Here is a 17,420-nt window from a genome sequence, read left to right on the forward strand (position 1 = left end):
GAAGTACACCAGACCCCGCCGGAGGGTCGTGGCGGGCGTCACGCTGCGGCAGAGTGAACGCCATGGACCTGCCGCTGAACCCGCCCGTCGAGCCGATGCTCGCCAAGGCGGCGAAGAGCGTCCCGCGCCAGCCCGACGGTCCCCCGGCCTGGCTCTACGAGCCGAAGTGGGACGGGTTCCGCTGCATCGTCTTCCGCGACGGCGACGAGGTCGAGCTGCAGTCGCGCGGGGAGAAGTCGCTGTCCCGCTACTTCCCCGAGGTCGTCGCCGCGGTGCTCGCGGAACTGCCCCCGCGCTGCGTCGTCGACGGCGAACTGTTCGTCCCCCGCCCCGGTGGCGGTCGCCTGGCCTGGGAACTGCTGTCCCAGCGCATCCACCCCGCCGCGAGCCGGATCGCCAAGCTCGCCGAGGAGACCCCCGCGCAGTTCGTCGCCTTCGACCTGCTGGCCCTCGGCGACGAGGACCTCACCGCCCAGTCCACGTCGGTGCGCCGGGAACGACTCGTGGCGGCGCTCGCCGGCTGCGGTCCGAGCACCCACGTGACGACGGCGACGTTCGACGCCGACCTCGCGGTCCGGTGGTTCACGAGGTTCGAGGGCGCGGGGCTGGACGGGGTCGTCGCGAAACCGCTGGACGCCCCGTACCGGCAGAAGGAACGGGTGATGACGAAGGTGAAGCACCGGCGCACCGCCGAGTGCGTCGTCGTCGGCTACCGCCCGCACAAGAGCCTCCCGGGGATCGGGTCGATGCTGCTCGGGTTGCACACCGACGACGGGATGGCCTTCGTCGGCGGCGCGGCGGCGTTCACGACGGCCCGGCGCGCGGAACTCCTGGAGCAGTTGTCGCAGCTGCGCACCGGCGAGGAGAACGTCCAGGGCGAGAAGAACCGGTGGAACGCGCGGGTGGACGACTCCTGGGTCCCGGTCCGCCAGGAACTCGTCTGCGAGGTCGAGTACGACCAGCTCGAGGGGTACCGGTTCCGGCACAACCCGCGGTTCCTGCGGTGGCGGCCGGACAAGGCCCCCGAGGACTGCCGCCTGGACCAGCTCGAGACGCCGACCGACTACGACCTCGCGGACGTGCTGTCGGGAGCGTCCGGGAGCAGGTCGTGAGCCCGAAACCGCCCGCGGAGGAGATCGACGTCGACGGCATCCCCGTGCGGCTCACCTCCCCCGACAAGACGTACTACCCGGAACTGGGCGAGCAGGGGTCCAAACGTGCCGTCGTCGAGCACTACCGGCTCGTGGCCCCCGCCCTGCTGGACGCGCTGCGCGAACGCCCGACCTACCTGCAGCGCTTCCCGGACGGGATCGAGGGCGAGGAGGTCTACCAGAAGCGGGTGCCGAAGTTCGCGCCCGACTACGTCGACACCGTGCACGTGACGTTCCCCTCGGGCCGTTCCGCGGACGCGATCCGGCCGACCAACACCGCGACGGTGGTCTGGGGCGCGCAACAGGCGGCGATCACGTTCCACCCCTGGCACTGCACCGCCCCCGACGTGGACCACCCCGACGAGTTCCGCGTCGACCTCGACCCCCAACCCGGGACGGGTTTCACGCAGGCGAAGCGGGTGGCCCGCGACGTGCTGCACCCGTTGCTGACGGAACTCGGGTACGAGGGTTTCGTCAAGACCTCCGGCGGACGGGGCGTGCACGTGTTCGTGACGATCGAACCCCGGTGGACGTTCACCGAGGTCCGTCGCGCGGTGATCGCCCTGGCCCGCGAGGTCGAGCGTCGCGCCGGGGGCCTCGTGTCGTCCGCGTGGTGGAAGGAGGAACGCGGCGAGACGGTGTTCGTGGACTACAACCAGAACGCCCGTGACCGCACGATGGCCAGCGCCTACTCGCTGCGTCGCACCCCCCGCGCGACGGTCTCGACGCCGTTGACCTGGGCCGAGCTGGGGACGGACGTGGACCCGGACGACTTCACCCTGGCGACGTTCCCGGAACGCTTCGCCGCCGTCGGGGACCTGTGGGCCGAGCGCCGCTCGACCCTGCACTCCCTGGAACCGCTGCTCGCGCTCGCCGACCGCGACGAGGGGAACGGTCTCGGCGACCTCCCCTACCCCCCGAGCTACCCCAAGATGCCGGGGGAGCCCAAGCGCGTCCAGCCCTCCCGCGCCCGCAAGGACCCCACCCCGCCCGACCCGTGATCCCGCCGGCGAACCCCAGCGGAATCACGGTGCGGCGGGGTGGGACGAGGAGCGCGGTGGGCAGGGCCCGATCCTGACCCGGACCGCCCGACCCCCTGCTCCGTCGTCCACGATCTTGCTGGGTTTCCCTGCACGATCACGGCGGGTGGGACGAAGGAGTGGGAGACGTTCAAGGAACGGCGCGTTCCGGACGAAGGACACGGGGAAGGACCCGGCGGGTGCCGGGCCACAGTCGTTCCGAAGGGTTCCCGATGTCGAGCACCGCGGCTCCACGCACCACCCGCGTCTTCGCCGACCGCAGCGTGCGCACCAAGGTGCTCAGCGCGCTCGGTGCGCTGGCCCTGGTGACCGTCGGGGTCAGCGGCGGGGCCCTCTGGGCGCTGGACGGCGGCAGCCAGCGCGCCGACGACCTCTACACGGACAGCGTCGTGGGCCTCACCGCCCTGGGGCGCGTGCACCAGGAGGAGCTCAAGACGCGCATGCTCGTCGCGACGCACGCCGCGACGCCGGACGCCGAGGGCAAGGCGAAGGTCGTCGAGAAGATCGCCGCCAGCGACGCGGAGCTCGACGACTGGGCCGCGAAGTACTCCGCCTCGCCGCTGGCCGACGCGGCCGACTGGAAGGTCTTCACCGACACCTGGGCCCAGTGGCGCCAGGCGCGCGACGCGCAGCTGATCCCGCTGTCGAACTCCGGCGACCTGGCCGGCTGGGCGAGCGCGAACGCCGACGTGACGCAGCCGCTGGTGAGCAAGGCGGCCGACGCGCTGGACGCCATCGAGGCCGCCGAGGACGCGGCCGCCAAGGACTACGCGGTGACGACCCAGCGGGACGCCGACGACTCCCGCAACGCCATCGTCATCGGCCTGGTGGTGGGCCTCGGGCTGGCCACCGCCCTGGGTCTGGCCGTCGTCCGCTCCATCGTCCGGCCGCTGCACGCGGTGTCGGCCTCGCTCGACGCGATGGCCGCCGGGGACCTGACCGTCGAGGCGCGCGTCGACTCGACCGACGAGGTCGGCCAGATGGCCGCCTCCCTGGAGCGGGCCCGCGCCAGCGTCCGCGGGACGGTCGCGGCGATCGCGACGTCGTCGGCGTCGCTGTCCCTGGCCTCCACCCAGCTCGCCGCCGACAGCGAGCGCATCGGCGTCACCGCGGGCCAGACCGCGGCCGTCGCCGCCGGCGCGGCCGACACCGCGGCCATCGTCTCCGCGAGCGTCGCGACCGTCGCGATGGGGGCGACCGAGATGCAGGCCGCCATCCGCGACATCGCCTCCGGTGCCTCCGAGGCCACCGCCGTCGCCGCCCGGGCCAACGACCTCGCCGGTCGCGCCGGGGAGACCGTCGCCCGCCTGGGCGTGAGCTCCACCCAGATCGGTGACGTCGTGAAGGCGATCACCGCGATCGCCGAGCAGACGAACCTGCTGGCCCTCAACGCGACCATCGAGGCCGCCCGGGCCGGTGAGGCGGGCAAGGGCTTCGCCGTCGTCGCCGGTGAGGTCAAGGAGCTGTCCGCGCAGACCGCCCGCGCCACCGAGGACATCGCCTCCCGCGTCGGCTCCATCCAGACCGACACCGCCGAGGCGGTCCGGGCCATCGAGAGCATCGCCGAGGTCATCGGCGAGATCAGCAACCACCAGACGACGATCGCCTCGGCCGTCGAGGAGCAGTACGCGACGACCGCGGAGATGAGCCGCAGCGTCGGCGAGGCCGCCGCGGGTTCGGGCTCGATCGCCGACGGGATCCGCGGGATCACGGGGTCGGCGGAGACCACCGCCGCCGTCGTCTCCGGTACCCGCGCCGCGACCGACGACCTGCACCGGATGGCCGGCGAGCTCAGCGAACTGGTGCACCGCTTCCGCGTCTGACCCTCCCCGCAGCGAGCGGCCCCGCACCACGAGGTGCGGGCCGCTCGTCCTGCGGGAGGAACCGGGCGTCAGAGGCTCTGGGCGGCCATCCACTGCCAGATGTGCGTGCCGTCCGCCGTCGCGGGGTCGTTGCGGCCGACGTAGACCCACGACCAGTGCCCGTCGTACGTGATGCCGTCGTACGTGACGTCCGGGTAGGCGCTCAGCAGCGCGCCGTCGACGTGCTCGGCGATGTACTTCCCGTTGGGCTCGAACGGCACGGTCTCGTCGTTCTCGGCGTGGACGACCCACGTCGGCGTGCCGCTCATCGCGGCGACCTCGGCGTCGGTGAGCACGAGCTTCTCGCCGTACTGCCGGACGGCGGCGATGGGGACGTCCGCGGCGAAGAAGCCGGGGTTGTCGGCGACGAGCTGCGCCGTCATGTACCCGCCGTTCGACGCCCCGACGACGTAGATGCGGTCGGTGTCGACGCGGTGCGAGGCGACCACCTCGTCGATGAGGCCCTTGAGCTGCGCGGAGTAGCCGCGGGCGTCGTCGTTGAGCCAGAAGTCGGGGGCCTGCGGCGCGAGGACGTACGCCCCGCCGAAGGCCTTCTGCGCCTCCTTCGTCGCGAAGCCGAGGGCGCCGCGGTTGGCCTGCAGCACGAGGTCGTTGCCGTAGGAGCCTTCCCGGCCGCCCTCACCGCCGCCGTGCAGCCACACGACGAGCGGGCGCTTGCCGCGCTCGCGCGGGGAGAAGAGGCGGTAGGCGAGCCCGTTCGCCTCCCCGGGTGCGAAGGCCTCGACCTCCTCGTCGACCACCCGGGTCTGCTCGAGGGCGGCGAAGCGGAAGTCGGTGACGCCGCGAGCGGTGAGGGGCTTGACCTGCGTGACGGTGTACTCCAGGTCGAGCTCGACGTTGCGGCCGGCGCCCAGGGAGTAGCCGAGCGTGCTGGCGCCCGGTGTGCCGAAGCCGTCCTCGAGGTCGATGACGAGCTTGCCGCCACGTTCCAGCCGGACGTCGGCGACCGGGCGCTCGACGTCCTCGAAGGTGCCGAGGACCGGGCCCGGGACGGAGGGGTCGGGGCTGGTGCCGCTCGCCCGGACGCTGAAGGCGTCGTCGGACAGGCTCCTCGGGTTGATGCCGAGCCCCCGCGCGTCGATCGTCAGGGACACCACCTGCTGGCCGCCGTCCTGCACCTCGGCGTCCAGGGTGAAGGCGGCCCTCGTGGGGTCGGCCGGCTTCAGCGTCTGCGCCTGGGCGGGGACCGCGGTCGCGGTGAGCACGAGCGGCGCTGCCGCGAGCGCCAGTGCGGTGAAACGTCTCATCGTTGAGTTCCTCGGGGCCGTCGTCCATCGCGCACGGCCACCTCGCCGTCCGCGGCACGTCGCTCCTGCGACAGCCCGCACACCTTCGCACTGGTGATCCACAGAAGTCGACAAGAAACCTCACATTTCTGTGACTCGGTCCGCGGGATCACGGGTTCGGCGGAGACCACCGCCGCCGTCGTCTCCGGCACCCGCGCCGCGACCGACGACCTGCACCGCATGGCCGGCGAGCTCAGCGAACTGGTGCACCGCTTCCGCGTCTGAGGTCCGCCGCGCGCCGCCCGAGGACGAGTCCCGCCACGGCGAGGACGAGTCCGAGGGCCGCCACGGTGATGGCGGCGACGCGCACCCCCTGGACGCTGAGCACCACCGCCACGACGCTGCCCACGAGGGCGAGCGCGAGACAGATCCGTTCCGCCGGCCGGGGGCCGCCGAGGCGGGCCCGCCCCGGGCTCCGGTGCCGGCCGGAGCGGGGTCGGGGGATCGGGGTCGCCCTGTCCTCGAGCGAGGACGTCGGGGGCAGCGGGGAGCCGTCGATCACGGGGAGATCCTGTCGGAGTCCCACGGTCTTGCGGAACCGCCCGGCGGGACATCACCGGTACGGTCCCGCGGAACTCACCGTCGGTGAATCACCGCTCTCGCAACGTGTTCAGCGTCCTGTCGATCGCGTGCGCGGGGGGTTCCGAGGACGGCGCCGGCCCGCCCCCGGGTCGGTGGGTGCATGATCGCGCGGTGGACGCGACGCAGAGCTACGCAGGACGCACGGCCCTGGTGACGGGGGCGTCGTCGGGGATCGGCGAGGGGCTGGCGGAGGCGCTGGCCGCCCGGGGCGCCGACCTCGTCCTGGTGGCCCGCCGGGCCGAGGCCCTGCACACCCTCGCGAACCGGGTCCGCAGCGCGCACGGACGCCGGGTCGACGTCCTGCCCGCCGACCTCGGCCTCCCCGGCGCCGGCGCGGACCTGCAGGCACGGGTGGCGGAGCTCGGGCTGCGGATCGACGTGCTCGTCAACAACGCCGGGTTCGCGGTGTCCGGCCCGGTCGCGAGCGCTGACCCCGAGCGACTGCTGGCCCAGGTGCCGCTGAACTGCGGCGCCGTCGTCGACCTCACGTCCAGGTTCCTGCCCGCGATGGTGCAACGCCGCTCCGGGGTGATCCTCAACGTCGCGAGCGTCGCTGCGCTGCAACCGGTTCCGGGGCTGGCGGTCTACGCGGCCACGAAGGCCTTCGTGCTCAGCTTCACCGAGGCGCTGTGGGCGGAGCAGCGCGGTAGCGGGGTCCGGGTCCTCGCCGTCTGCCCCGGGCCCACGGACACCCCGTTCTTCGAGGTCGCCGGTGAGGACTCCGACACCGGGCTGCCCCGGCGCACGGTGGACCACGTCGTGGCGACGACGATGCGGGCGCTGGAGGGCGACGGGCCCTCCGTCGTCGACGGCCCGCTCTACAAGGTGCTGGGCGCGGCCACGAGGCTGCTGCCCCGGCGGGCCCTCGCCTCCCTGGCCGGCGTGGTCGCGAAACCCCGTCCGGGCCGGTGAGGACTCAGGCCACGCGGTCGGCGACGGTGGCCGCGTAGGTCTCCAGCGCCCTGCGGGCGGGTGAGTCCGCCAGCGCGGTCAGGTGGCTCGTGGCCCGCTGCGCCCACTCCCGCGCGGTGGCCCGCGCGGCGTCGGTGCCGGGGTGCGCGCGCAACGCGGCGACGGCCTCGGCCAGCACGTCGTCGTCGTCGAGGTGGCCGGAGTCGAGGAGCGCGACGATCCGGGCCGCGGCCAGGTCGCCGTCGGCCGCGGCGCGCCGCACGAGCAGCACCGGCAGGGTCGGGACCCCCTCGCGCAGGTCCGTACCGGGACGCTTGCCGGACTCGTCGGTGTCGCTGGTCAGGTCGAGGACGTCGTCGGCGAGCTGGAAGGCGACCCCGACGGCCTCGCCGTAGCGGATCATCGCCGTCACGACCTCGCCCGACCCACCGCCGAACAGCGCGCCGAAGCGACCGGCCGTGGCGATGAGCGACGCCGTCTTGTCGCTGAGGACGTCGAGGTAGTGCGCCACGGCGTCCTCGCCGGCGCGCGGGCCGACGGTCTCGTGCAGCTGCCCCAGGCAGAGCCGCTCGAAGGTCTCGGCCTGCACCCGGACGGCCTCCGGCCCGAGGCCGGCGACGACGTTGGAGGCGCGGGCGAAGAGCAGGTCGCCGGTCAGGATCGCGACGTTGTTGTTCCACTGGTGTTGCGCCGCAGGCACTCCGCGCCGCGTGGGGGCCTCGTCCATGACGTCGTCGTGGTACAGCGAGGCCAGGTGGGTGAGCTCGCAGACGATCGCCGCGTCGACGACCTCGCCGGGCAGTTCCGCGCGTTCCGGCTCGGCCAGGTGCGCTCCGAGGACGGTGAGCATCGGCCGGACGCGCTTGCCACCGGCCTCGACGAGGTGGCGCGAGGCCGCGTCGGCGATCGGGTCGGCGTTGCCGACGGCGAGTCGCAGCCGGTCCTCGACGACGTCGAGCGCCTCGCGCAGGGCGTTCTCCAGCGCGGGGTCGGTCGTGGGGAGCCCGTTCGCGGGCGTGGCCGTGGGGGTGGCCGTGGGGGTGTTCAGCGAGGTGTTCACGCGGCAGGGGCCAATCGCTTCAGCGCCACGACCACGCGGTCGGCGGCGTCCTTCGACGTGGGGTCGGCCAGGTTGGCCAGGAGCTTCACGACGAGCTTCATCAACCCCGGGCGCGGCAGGCCGAAGCGCGTCGCGATGCGCATGACCTCGGGGTGGCCGATGAGGGAGACGAACACACGACCCAGGGTGTAGTAACCACCCAGGTCCGCGCGAACCGCAGCCGGGTAGGCCTGCAGCGCCCGCTCGCGCGCCCGCGGATCGCCCGCCGACAGGGCGTCGTCGACGGCGTGGGCGGCGAAGCGCGCCGACTGCATCGCGTAGGCGATGCCCTCGCCGTTGAACGGGTTGACCATGCCGCCCGCGTCGCCGACCACGACGAGGCCGCGGGTGTAGTGCGGGGTGCGGTTGAAGGCCATCGGCAGGGCCGCACCGCGGATCGGGCCGACCTGGTCCTCCTCCCGGAAGCGCCACTCCGGCGGCATCGCGGCCGTCCAGCGGCGCAGCAGGTCGCGGTAGTCGATCGCCCCGGACCCGGGGTCCAGCACGCCCAGCCCGACGTTGGAGGTGCCGTCGCCGACCCCGAAGACCCAGCCGTAGCCGGGCAGCAGCGGTCCGGTGGAGCTGTCGCTCTCGCGCAGCTCCATCCACGCCTCCATCCAGTCGTCGTCGTGACGGGGACTGGTGAAGTAGGTGCGGACGGCGATGCCCAGCGGACGGTCGTCGCGCTTGGCCAGACCCATCGCGAGCGCGAGGCGACCGCCGACGCCGTCGGCCGCGACCACCACCGGCGCGCGGTAGGTGCTCTCCTCGCCCGCCTTGCGGCCCTTCTCGTCGACGGGGCGCGCGGTGACGCCGACGACGTGACCGGTGCGCTCGTCGAGGACGGGGCCGGTCACCGAGGTGCGTTCGAGGATCGTGGCGCCGCCCGCGCGCGCGTGCTCGGCCAGCGTCTGGTCGAAGCGCGCGCGGGTCGCCACCAGCCCGTAGCCGGGGAAGTCGGAGATCTCGGGCCACGGCACCTGCAGGCGCACCCCACCACCGAGCAGGCGCAGGCCCTTGTTCTGCCGCCAGCCGTCCTCGGCGGGGGTCTGCACGCCGAGCAGGTCGAGCTCGTGCACGGCGCGGGGGGTGAGTCCGTCGCCGCAGACCTTCTCGCGCGGGAACGACGACTTCTCCAGCACCAGGACGCGGCGTCCCGCGGTCGCCAGGTGGCGGGCCAGCGTCGAACCGGCCGGGCCGGCCCCGACGACCAGCACGTCGGCGTCCTGCGTGTCCACGGTCACCCCTGATCCCCGGCTCGTGAAAGTTTTCACGAGGCTACGTCCAGTGTAGTTCTCCCCCGGCCCCTCCGGCCCGGTCAGCGGCCCCGGTGTGGGTCAGGTCACGACGCCGGCCGAGCGGACCGCGCGGTGCATCGCGACCACCCCGAAGGAGAGGTCGCGCCAGGCCACCTGCTCCCAGCCCGCGGCGGCGATCCTGCGCGAGAGCCCGGCCTGGTCCGGCCACGCGTCGATGGAGTCCACCAGGTAGCCGTAGGCGTCCGCGTGCGAACTGACGAGCTTGGCCACCCGCGGCAGCCCGTGGTGCAGGTAGGTGTCGTAGGCCTTGCGCAGCAACGGGTTCGGCATCGTCGAGAACTCGCACACGACGAGGCGGCCACCGGGGCGGACGACCCGGGCCATCTCGCGCAGGCCCGCGTCGGGGTCGACGACGTTGCGCAGACCGAAGGAGATCGTCGCCGCGTCGAAGACCCCGTCGGCGAAAGGCAGCCGCGTGGCGTCACCGACGACGAAGCCGAGGTCGGGCCGGCGGCGCTTGCCGGTGCGGACCATGCCGGTGGAGAAGTCGCACGGGACGGTGAGGACACCGCGGTCGGCGAAGGGTTCGCTGGATCGCCCGGTGCCGGCGGCGAGGTCGAGGACCTTCTCCCCCGGCCGGGCATCGATGGCCCGCAGCACGGCACGCCGCCACAGCCGGTCCTGACCCACCGAGAGGATGTCGTTGGTGCGGTCGTACTTCTCGGCGACGTCGTCGAACATGGCCGAGACCTGCCGCGGCCGCTTGCTCAGGTCGGCCAGCTCGCGCTGGTTGGTGACGTCCGGGGTGCCCACGCTCCCATCCTCGCAGCCCGGCCACGACCGGGTGCCACGAGGCGTGGCCACCACTAGCCTCGCCCCGTGATCGTCATCAACGTGAAGTGGCCCGTGAAGCCCGAACTGGCCGACGCCTGGCCCGAGCTGGTCGCGGAGTTCACGGCCGCGGTGCGCGCGGAACCCGGCAACGTCTCCTTCGACTGGTCGCGCTCGGCCGAGGACCCCGACACCTGGTTCCTGCTCGAGTGCTTCCGCGACGCCGAGGCCGGCGCCGCGCACGTGGCCTCGGACCACTTCCGGAAGGCCATCTCGGAGATGCCCGACCGGGTCAGCGCCCAGCCGCAGATCATCTTCGTGGAGGCCCCCGACGTGGCCGGCTGGGGTCCGATGGGCGAGGTCCGGCCGCGGTGACGACCGCACGGGCCCGGACGCTGCTGGTCGGCGCCGTCGTCGTCCTGGCCGGGGTGCTGCTGCTCTTCCTGCCGCACTCCACGACGATCCAGGGCGCACGCCTGAGCTGCGGCTCCGCCGCCGCCCCGGCCGACCTCCCGACGACGTTCTGCGGCACCGACGGCCTGCGCTTCGCCGCGGTCGCCACGATGTCGGGTGGCGCGTCGATCGCTCTGGTCGCCGGCCTCTGGCCGGCCCTGCGCCCCGCGCCGGCTCCGGCCGGGCGCCCCGACCAGCACGCGGGCCGGGGCGCTCGCCGGTCCTAGGAGACGGCGGCGCGCACCGCGGCGGTGATCGCTTCGAGGCGCGGGCGGACCCCGGCACGGTCGACGAAGACCTCGACCACCCGCAGACCCCGCGGTGCGGTCCCGATCTCCGCGCGGGCCCCGGCGAGGCTCGTGGGGCGCGAGTGCGGGACCCCGAAGGCGGCGCAGAGGGCCGCGAGGTCGGCCCCGTGCGGGGTCGCGACGACCCGCTCGAAGGTGGCGCGCTCGACCACGGCGGCGTGCTCCAGGGTCTCGAAGATCCCCCCACCGTCGTCGTTGACCACGACGACGGTCAGGTCCGGGCGGGGTTCGCCGGGCACCGGCAGCAACGCGTTGGCGTCGTGCAGGAAGGCCAGGTCGCCCAGCAGCAAGCGGGTCGGTCCGCTCGCGAGCGCGACCCCCTCGGCCGTCGCGACGGTGCCGTCGATCCCGGCCAGCCCGCGGTTGGAGACGGTGCGGACCCCCAGCGGGCGGCCCGCGAGGTCGACGTCGCGGATCGAGTTGCTGGCCGCCACGACGAGCGTCGAACCGTCTGCAGCACAGGCGTTCACGACCTCCCGCGCCACCCACGGCCCACTGGGGCCGGTCTCGGCGTCGAGGGTCGCGTGCACGGTGTCGGCGGCGAGCTTGCCCGCCCGGTCCCAGCGGGCGGCGAACTCCTGCTCCGCGGCCCCGGCCGGTCCCTCGACGGCGGCGGCGGCGACCACCCGGGCGGCGCGGAACCCCGCGTCCGACCAGGTCCCGGCGGCGCTGACGACGACGAGTTCGACGTCGTCGCGGGCCAGCAGCCGGGTCACGGGCCGCGACAGCGTCGGGTGGCCGAAGAGCACGACGCGGTCGACGTCGCCGAGCGGCCCCTCCTCGTCGACGGCGTCGAGCAGCAGCCGGTAGGGACCGACGGCACGTTCGCCGCCGCGGGCCCCGGAGCTGGGTTCCGCCAGCAGCGGCCAGCCGGCGGCCTCGGCGAGCTCACGCGCGGCGAGCCCCGTCGCCGGGTCGGGGGCGTCGCCCGCCAGCACCAGCGTGCGCGGGCCCCGCTCCAGGACGACGGGCCGCGCCGCCGGGACGGCGTGCACCTCGGTCAGTCCCGGACCGGTCGGGACCTCGCCCGCCGAAGGGGTCAGCGGGTCCGCGAACCCGACGTTCAGGTGCACCGGACCGGGACCGTCCCCGCGCAGACCGCGCGCGAACGCGACGGCGCGCGAGAGCACCGACCGCCAGGCCGGTGCCTGCCGCTCGGGATCGACGGGGGCGGGCAGGTCGGCGCTGTAGCGGACGGAGGGCAGGAACATCCGGGCCTGCGCGTCGGCGGTCTGGCTCGCGCCGGACCCGCGGAGCTCGTGCGGACGGTCGGCGGAGAGGACCACCAGCGGGACCCCGGCGTGGTGGGCCTCGAGGACGGCCGGGTGCAGGTTCGCGACCGCGGTGCCGCTCGTGGTGACGACGGCGACGAGCTCACCGGCGCGGGCGAGTCCGAGCGCGAGGAACCCGGCGCTGCGCTCGTCGATGCGCACGTGCAACGTCAACCGGCCCTCGTCGGCGGCGCGGGCGGCCGCGTAGGCCAGCGGGGCGCTGCGCGATCCGGGGCTGAGCACGAGGTGGCGCAGCCCGAGCCGGACGAGGGAGTCGACGAGGACCGTCGCGAAGGCGGTCGAGGGGTTCACCCCTCCATGGTGCGCCAGGTCGGCTGTGGCAGCCTGCCGCGGGTGACCCAGCCGCTCCCCCCGATGGACGAGATCCTCGCCACCTTCAGCGCCGACTCCCTGGTGGACCGGATGGGCATCCGGTTCCTCGAGATGGCCCCCGACCGCGTCGTCGCGACGATGCCCGTCGCGGGCAACACCCAGGTCGCGGGGTTCCTGCACGGCGGCGCCAGCTGCGTGCTCGCCGAGACCCTGGGTTCCGTCGGCGCGTTCCTGCACGTGTGGCCGGGCGGCCTCGCCCTCGGCACCGACATCAACGCGACCCACCACCGCTCGACCCGCTCCGGGATCGTCACCGGGGTCGCGACGGCGATCTCGCTGGGCCGGACGCTGACCAGCCACGAGGTGGTGATCTCCGACGAGGAGGGCCGCCGGTTGTGCACGGCGCGGATCACGAACTACGTGCGGGCGGCGGAGGCCTAGGTCGTCAGCAGCGGGAGAGCGATCGCGGCGAGCACCAGGACCAGGACGCCGATCGAGATCGCCCGGCCCGCCGGGTGGCCGGCGTTGATCGTGTACCCGACGCCGACGCGCTTGGGGACGAACAACGACGGGTCGTCCCGGTTCACGTAGAGCATCCCGCCGCGCCAGTGCCGGTCGTCGTCGACGGCATCGGTGGCGGCCGCTTCCCGCGGTCCGCGCGCGCCCACGGTGGTCACGACGGTCGCGACGACGAGACCCGCGCCGAACACCACCAGGGCGGGGACGAGGAGTTCGAGGCGGGCGGGGTGCAGCCAGCCGTCGACGCACAGCGTGCAGACCAGGGCGGTCACCAGGAACGCGGTGACGGCGAGCAGGTCCTGCACCGTCCGTCCGGCGGCCACCGCCCGGGCGAGGGGTTGCGCCTCGTCCGCGCGGAGGCGGACCGGGGCGAGGTGGACGAGCCGGGTCAGGACCCCCAGGAGGGCCAGGAGCCCGATGGCGACGACCAGCGGACCGAACACGCTCCAGAAGCCCTTCGCGGCGAACGCGTCGGGTTCGCCGGCACCACCCCAGTGGGTCGGGAACGGGTCGGGGAGGTCGGGGTAGCGCAGCACGCCGAAACCCGCGGTGGCGACGAGCAGGGCGGCCGCGACGGCGTACCAGACGATCGGGACGGGGGCCCGGGGGACGTCGTCCGGCGAGGCCGGCGCCGCCCACCGGACCGGCACGTCGCGGTACCAGTCGCCGTGCGTCTTTGCCTCACGGATCTCCTTGCGGCACAAGACGAACGCCACGATCCCGCCGACCAGCAGCAGGTACGTGGGGACCGTGACGACACCCGGTCCGGCACTCACCGAGCCGGCCGCGGCGGCACCCACCAGGGCGAGCGCGGACAGGACCGCGACGGCCCCGCGGTACCGGCGCACCGCCCGGTGGACGGCCGGGTCCCCGACCCGCGCCCGCGGCACCGACACCCCCAGCGGCAGCGTCGGCGCCGACAGCACCGGCACCAGGAACAGGACGACCGCGACCAGCAGACAGCTCGCCAGCCCGACCCCCACCTCGAAACCGTTCACGATCCCTCCCGCACTCGAGCGAAACCTTCGACGACCTCCCGGCACTGCGCCAGGACGACCTCGTCCGGAACTCCCTGGGCCCGCGCCTCGGCGAGCACCGTCGACATCCGTTCGCGCCACTGCACGAGCACCGCGTCGGCGGGGGGACCGCTGGCCGGCCCCCGGGCGATCACCGAACCGGACTTGCTCGTCGTGCGCAGCAGCCCTTCGCGACGGAGCAGGTCGTAGGCCTTCTGCACCGTCGCGACGTTGATGCCGAACGACCCCGCGAGCGCCCGCACCGAGGAGACCTGCTGCCCGACGACGAGTTCACCGCGGGCGATCGCCTCGACGAGGCGGTCGTGGATCTGCTGGTAGATCGCCACGTCGGACGTCGGGTCGATCTCGAGGATCACGGCCGCCTCCCATCTGTGTCACCAACACTAGTACAGATGGGACAGTTCGTCACCCCCGGAGAACCCCGTGGGCGCTGGTCAGGCGCTCGCGCCACCAGGTCTCCCGCTCGGCCGGCGCGCGGTGGCGTTCCAGCAGTTCCGGGGACACCCGGACCGGGCCGACCGGCAGCGACCCGCCGACGGGCAGCAGCGGATCGCTCGTCACGTCGGCCGCGAGGAGGGCCGCGGTGCCGAGCCCGCAGGCGTGCGGGAGCTCCGGCAGCGCGGCCGCGAGCGCCGTCCCGGCCGCCAGTCCGACGCTGGTGTCCAGGGCGGAGGAGACGACGACGGGCAGACCGCAGGCCTGCGCCACGGCCAGCGCCGTCCGCACCCCGGACAGCGGGGCGACCTTGAGGACGACGATGTCGGCCGCCTCGAGGCCGGCGACGCGCAACGGGTCCTCGGCCTTGCGGACGCTCTCGTCGGCGGCCAGCAGCACGGGGGTCCCGGCGGCGGCCAGGCGCCGGCGCAGCAGGGCCATCTCCTCCAGCGTCGCGCAGGGCTGCTCGGCGTACTCCAGGTCGAACTCGCCCAGCGCGGTCAGCGCCTCGTACGCCTCCTCGACGCTCCACCCGGTGTTCGCGTCGACGCGGACCCTTCCGGTGGGCCCCAACGCCTCCCGCACGGCGGCGACCCGGGCGACGTCCTCGGCGAGGCGGTGCGCGAAGGGCGCCCCGGACTCGGCCACCTTGACCTTGGCCGTGCGGCACCCGGGGAACCCCGCGAGGACCGCGGGCACGTCGTCGGCCTCGACGGCGGGCACGGTGGCGTTGACCTCGACGCGCTCGCGGCGCGGGGCGGGGAACCCCTGCCAGGCCGCCTCGATCCCCGCCTCCAGCCAGCGCGACGCCTCGCCCGGCCCGTACTCCAGGAACGGCGAGAACTCCCCCCACCCCGCAGGGCCCTCGAAGAGCACCGCCTCGCGGAGGAGGATCCCGCGGAACCGCCGGCGCAGCGGCAGCCGGACGACGTGGGCGGCGTCGAGGAGGTCGGCGAGCGGGGGCAGGTCGGTCACTCCCCCAGCATCCCGGACCCACCCACCTCCGCACGGTGCGCCCGCGCCCGCGCCCGCGCCCGCAGGGAGGAGGCGCCCAGCAGGGCGGCCACGAACCACCCCCACGCGGTGAGGAACACCGTCGACGGGCTCGCCCCGCCCACGACCAGGACGCCCACGACGAGCAGCGACACCGCCGCGGCGGCGAGCACGAGGAGGACCGGGACGACCCGGGTCCGGGACCGAGGCACGTCAGCCCCGCCGCTGGGGCAGGAACTGCTCGACCCGGGCCACGGCCAGACCGATCCACGGCAGGTCGGCGGTCCGCTCGAAGCACACGAAGCGCGGGACCCAGAGCGGCTGGTACTTGGCGTTGCTGCGGTAGAGCTGCTCCAGCTGCCACAGCCGGGAGAACACCACCAGGACGCGGTACCCGAGCCGCAGCACCGGCCCGGCCCCCAACCGCGACCCGCGGTCGAAGACGGAGCGGAAGACCGCGAAGTTGAGCGAGATGCGGCGCAGCGCGTTCCGGCGGGCGAAGTCGACCACGTCGGTCACCACGAGTTCCACCGTTCCGTTCACCGCCTCCCGGTCACGGCGCATGAGGTCCAGGGAGACCCCCCGGGCACCCCACGGCACGAAGGTCAGCACCGCCGTGAGGGCACCGTCCGCGGTCCGTGCCGTCGCGACCAGCAGGTCCGGGTCGCACGGGTCGCCGAGTCGCCCCAGCGCCATCGAGAAACCCCGCTCCCGCCCGTCGCGCCACTCCTGCGCAGCGGCCGCCAGCTCGGCGAGCTCGCTCGCGGGGACCTCCCGCTGGCGACGGATCGACACCTCGGTCCCGGCGCGACGGGCCCGGTTCACCGCCTGGCGCAGACCCCGCACCGCCCGCCCCTCGAGGCTGAACGCCTCGACGTCGAGGACCGCCTCGTCACCGACCTCGAGCACCTGCAGCCCTGCCTTGTGGTAGACCGCGGCCGCCGACTCGGAGGCCCCCACGACCGCCGGTACCCAGGCGTGCTCGGCGAGCTGGGCCCGCCAGGCCGCCACCGCCGCGGGCCACGAGGTCTCGTTGCCCACCGGGTCCCCGCTGACGACGCTGACGCCCCCGACGACGCGGTGCACGACGGCCGCACGACCGTTCGGGGCGAAGACGGCGGTCTTGTCGCGCCGCAGGTTGAAGTAGCCGAGGGCGTCACCCTCGCCCTCGGTGGCCAGCAACGACCGGAGCCGTTCCTCGTCGGCGCCGAGAGCGGCCGGGTCCGCGGCCGGCTGGAACAGGAACCACGTCACGAGCAGCACGAGCACCGTGCCGGCCGAGTTAAGCGTCACGTCGACCCACGCCGGGACGAGCACCCCGTCGGGGAAGATCACGAAGCTGTCGACCGAGAACAGCGTGCCCGCGGCGGCGTACCAGATCCGCGACAGGAAGGCACCCGACGTCTCCTGGGTGGCGAGCACCAGCGCGGTGCCCACGGCCAGCCACACGACGAGCGCACCACCGGCCCACGAGACCGCCCGGCGCACCCCGAGGCGCGAGGGCAGCACCCGGAACTGCGGGCGGGCCAGGACGAGCAGGGCCAGCACGACGCCCTGCTGGACGAGCAGACCCAGCGCCGGGACGCCGACCGCGCTCGCGTCCCAGACCAGGTTGAAGAGGGCGTTGAGGCCGGTCACCACGACCGCCGTCCACCACGCGGCCCGTTTGCGCCGCGCCAGGGAACGGGCCAGCAGCAGCAGGACCGTCCCGTAGCCCAGGCTCGGCCAGCTCGTCGCGAAGACCAGGTCGACGACCAGCGGGGGAGCCGAGTACGCCCGGTCCGAGAGGGGCGCGTGCACCGCCATGGCCAGCGAGAGCAGACCCGAGACCAGGAAGACCCACGTCACCACCCGGGCCGCGATGCCCCGCACCCGCGCCCCGGCCCGGTTCCCGTCCTGGGTGCGGCGCGAGGCCTCCCCCGAGCGCACCACCGGTTCCCCGGCCCTGACCACCTGCACCGTGCTCACGTCGTCCTCCCCCTCACCAACAGCGTCGGATCGAGCGTGCCGCAACGGCTCCCGCGGGGG

At 74.2% G+C, this 17,420-nt stretch carries 19 protein-coding genes; 8 read left to right on the forward strand and 11 right to left on the reverse strand.

The genetic code is table 11. From position 1 onward, the window contains the following. The first annotated feature begins 62 nt into the window (after window positions 1-62). The 3 genes from SJY07_RS08970 to SJY07_RS08980 all read left to right on the forward strand — a co-directional run bounded on the left by SJY07_RS08970 (window position 63) and on the right by SJY07_RS08980 (window position 4,014). Window positions 63-1,112, forward strand: coding sequence for an ATP-dependent DNA ligase (locus SJY07_RS08970; protein WP_380162240.1), 1,050 nt, complete (start codon window positions 63-65; stop codon window positions 1,110-1,112). After that, window positions 1,109-2,152, forward strand: a complete 1,044-nt coding sequence (locus tag SJY07_RS08975) for a DNA primase small subunit domain-containing protein (RefSeq protein ID WP_328294599.1) — start codon at window positions 1,109-1,111, stop codon at window positions 2,150-2,152. The genes SJY07_RS08970 and SJY07_RS08975 overlap by 4 nt, the downstream gene beginning before the upstream one ends. Window positions 2,153-2,403: 251 nt before the next feature. Beyond that, on the forward strand, window positions 2,404-4,014 hold the full coding sequence (locus SJY07_RS08980; protein ID WP_380158502.1) for a methyl-accepting chemotaxis protein: 1,611 nt from the start codon (window positions 2,404-2,406) through the stop codon (window positions 4,012-4,014). Between the two features lie 68 nt (window positions 4,015-4,082). Here the strand turns inward: SJY07_RS08980 and SJY07_RS08985 are convergent, their stop codons facing one another. Then, window positions 4,083-5,321 carry a prolyl oligopeptidase family serine peptidase gene (locus SJY07_RS08985; RefSeq protein ID WP_380158504.1) on the reverse strand — a complete coding sequence of 413 codons (1,239 nt, stop codon included), beginning with the start codon at window positions 5,319-5,321 and terminating at the stop codon, window positions 4,083-4,085. A 93-nt stretch (window positions 5,322-5,414) separates the two neighbouring features. On the opposite strand from SJY07_RS08985, the gene SJY07_RS08990 reads away from it, so the two are divergent. Beyond that, window positions 5,415-5,585, forward strand: a complete 171-nt coding sequence (locus tag SJY07_RS08990; RefSeq protein WP_380158506.1) for a hypothetical protein — start codon at window positions 5,415-5,417, stop codon at window positions 5,583-5,585. Here SJY07_RS08990 and SJY07_RS08995 read toward each other — a convergent pair. Then, complete coding sequence (locus SJY07_RS08995) at window positions 5,554-5,862, reverse strand: hypothetical protein (protein WP_328294595.1); 309 nt, start codon at window positions 5,860-5,862, stop codon at window positions 5,554-5,556. The genes SJY07_RS08990 and SJY07_RS08995 overlap by 32 nt on opposite strands. Before the next feature lie 191 nt (window positions 5,863-6,053). Here SJY07_RS08995 and SJY07_RS09000 point away from each other — a divergent pair, with 191 nt between their 5' ends. Continuing rightward, window positions 6,054-6,854, forward strand: coding sequence for an SDR family NAD(P)-dependent oxidoreductase (locus SJY07_RS09000; protein WP_380158509.1), 801 nt, complete (start codon window positions 6,054-6,056; stop codon window positions 6,852-6,854). Window positions 6,855-6,858: 4 nt separating this feature from the next. Here the strand turns inward: SJY07_RS09000 and SJY07_RS09005 are convergent, their stop codons facing one another. From SJY07_RS09005 to SJY07_RS09015, 3 genes are all read right to left on the reverse strand, one after another. Then, complete coding sequence (locus SJY07_RS09005) at window positions 6,859-7,914, reverse strand: polyprenyl synthetase family protein (protein ID WP_380158511.1); 1,056 nt, start codon at window positions 7,912-7,914, stop codon at window positions 6,859-6,861. Continuing rightward, window positions 7,911-9,197, reverse strand: a complete 1,287-nt coding sequence (locus tag SJY07_RS09010; protein ID WP_380158513.1) for a geranylgeranyl reductase family protein — start codon at window positions 9,195-9,197, stop codon at window positions 7,911-7,913. The genes SJY07_RS09005 and SJY07_RS09010 overlap by 4 nt, the downstream gene beginning before the upstream one ends. 93 nt (window positions 9,198-9,290) lie before the next feature. Continuing rightward, a complete protein-coding gene (locus SJY07_RS09015; RefSeq protein ID WP_328294591.1) occupies window positions 9,291-10,025 on the reverse strand; it encodes a demethylmenaquinone methyltransferase in 735 nt (244 codons plus the stop codon). A gap of 66 nt (window positions 10,026-10,091) precedes the next feature. Here SJY07_RS09015 and SJY07_RS09020 point away from each other — a divergent pair, with 66 nt between their 5' ends. Both SJY07_RS09020 and SJY07_RS09025 read left to right on the forward strand, forming a co-directional pair. Further along, window positions 10,092-10,418, forward strand: a complete 327-nt coding sequence (locus SJY07_RS09020; protein WP_328294590.1) for a putative quinol monooxygenase — start codon at window positions 10,092-10,094, stop codon at window positions 10,416-10,418. After that, window positions 10,415-10,723, forward strand: a complete 309-nt coding sequence (locus tag SJY07_RS09025) for a hypothetical protein (RefSeq protein ID WP_328294589.1) — start codon at window positions 10,415-10,417, stop codon at window positions 10,721-10,723. The genes SJY07_RS09020 and SJY07_RS09025 overlap by 4 nt, the downstream gene beginning before the upstream one ends. On the opposite strand, the gene menD is transcribed toward SJY07_RS09025, so the two are convergent. Further along, entirely contained in the window at window positions 10,720-12,387 is a 1,668-nt protein-coding gene (gene menD, locus SJY07_RS09030; RefSeq protein ID WP_380158516.1) for a 2-succinyl-5-enolpyruvyl-6-hydroxy-3-cyclohexene-1-carboxylic-acid synthase, read from the reverse strand. The two genes, SJY07_RS09025 and menD, sit on opposite strands and share 4 nt — an antisense overlap. Before the next feature lie 63 nt (window positions 12,388-12,450). On the opposite strand from menD, the gene SJY07_RS09035 reads away from it, so the two are divergent. After that, window positions 12,451-12,849, forward strand: a complete 399-nt coding sequence (locus SJY07_RS09035) for a hotdog fold thioesterase (RefSeq protein ID WP_380162242.1) — start codon at window positions 12,451-12,453, stop codon at window positions 12,847-12,849. Here SJY07_RS09035 and SJY07_RS09040 read toward each other — a convergent pair. Genes SJY07_RS09040 through SJY07_RS09060 form a run of 5 tightly spaced genes read right to left on the reverse strand, consistent with a single transcriptional unit; the run spans window position 12,846 to window position 17,360 of the window. Next, entirely contained in the window at window positions 12,846-13,925 is a 1,080-nt protein-coding gene (locus SJY07_RS09040) for a DUF1648 domain-containing protein (RefSeq protein WP_328294586.1), read from the reverse strand. The genes SJY07_RS09035 and SJY07_RS09040 overlap by 4 nt on opposite strands. After that, the gene (locus SJY07_RS09045; protein WP_328294585.1) at window positions 13,922-14,320 is read right to left on the reverse strand and encodes a GntR family transcriptional regulator; all 399 of its coding nucleotides are present in this window, start codon (window positions 14,318-14,320) and stop codon (window positions 13,922-13,924) included. Before SJY07_RS09045 ends, SJY07_RS09040 begins: the two co-directional genes overlap by 4 nt. A 49-nt stretch (window positions 14,321-14,369) precedes the next feature. After that, on the reverse strand, window positions 14,370-15,374 hold the full coding sequence (locus SJY07_RS09050; protein ID WP_380158519.1) for an o-succinylbenzoate synthase: 1,005 nt from the start codon (window positions 15,372-15,374) through the stop codon (window positions 14,370-14,372). Beyond that, on the reverse strand, window positions 15,371-15,604 hold the full coding sequence (locus tag SJY07_RS09055) for a hypothetical protein (RefSeq protein WP_380158521.1): 234 nt from the start codon (window positions 15,602-15,604) through the stop codon (window positions 15,371-15,373). Before SJY07_RS09055 ends, SJY07_RS09050 begins: the two co-directional genes overlap by 4 nt. Before the next feature lies 1 nt (window position 15,605). Further along, a complete protein-coding gene (locus SJY07_RS09060; RefSeq protein ID WP_380158523.1) occupies window positions 15,606-17,360 on the reverse strand; it encodes a phosphatidylglycerol lysyltransferase domain-containing protein in 1,755 nt (584 codons plus the stop codon). Between the last annotated feature and the right edge of the window lie 60 nt (window positions 17,361-17,420).

This window comes from Kineococcus sp. R86509 (genome assembly GCF_042466365.1).
Classification (GTDB): domain Bacteria; phylum Actinomycetota; class Actinomycetes; order Actinomycetales; family Kineococcaceae; genus Kineococcus.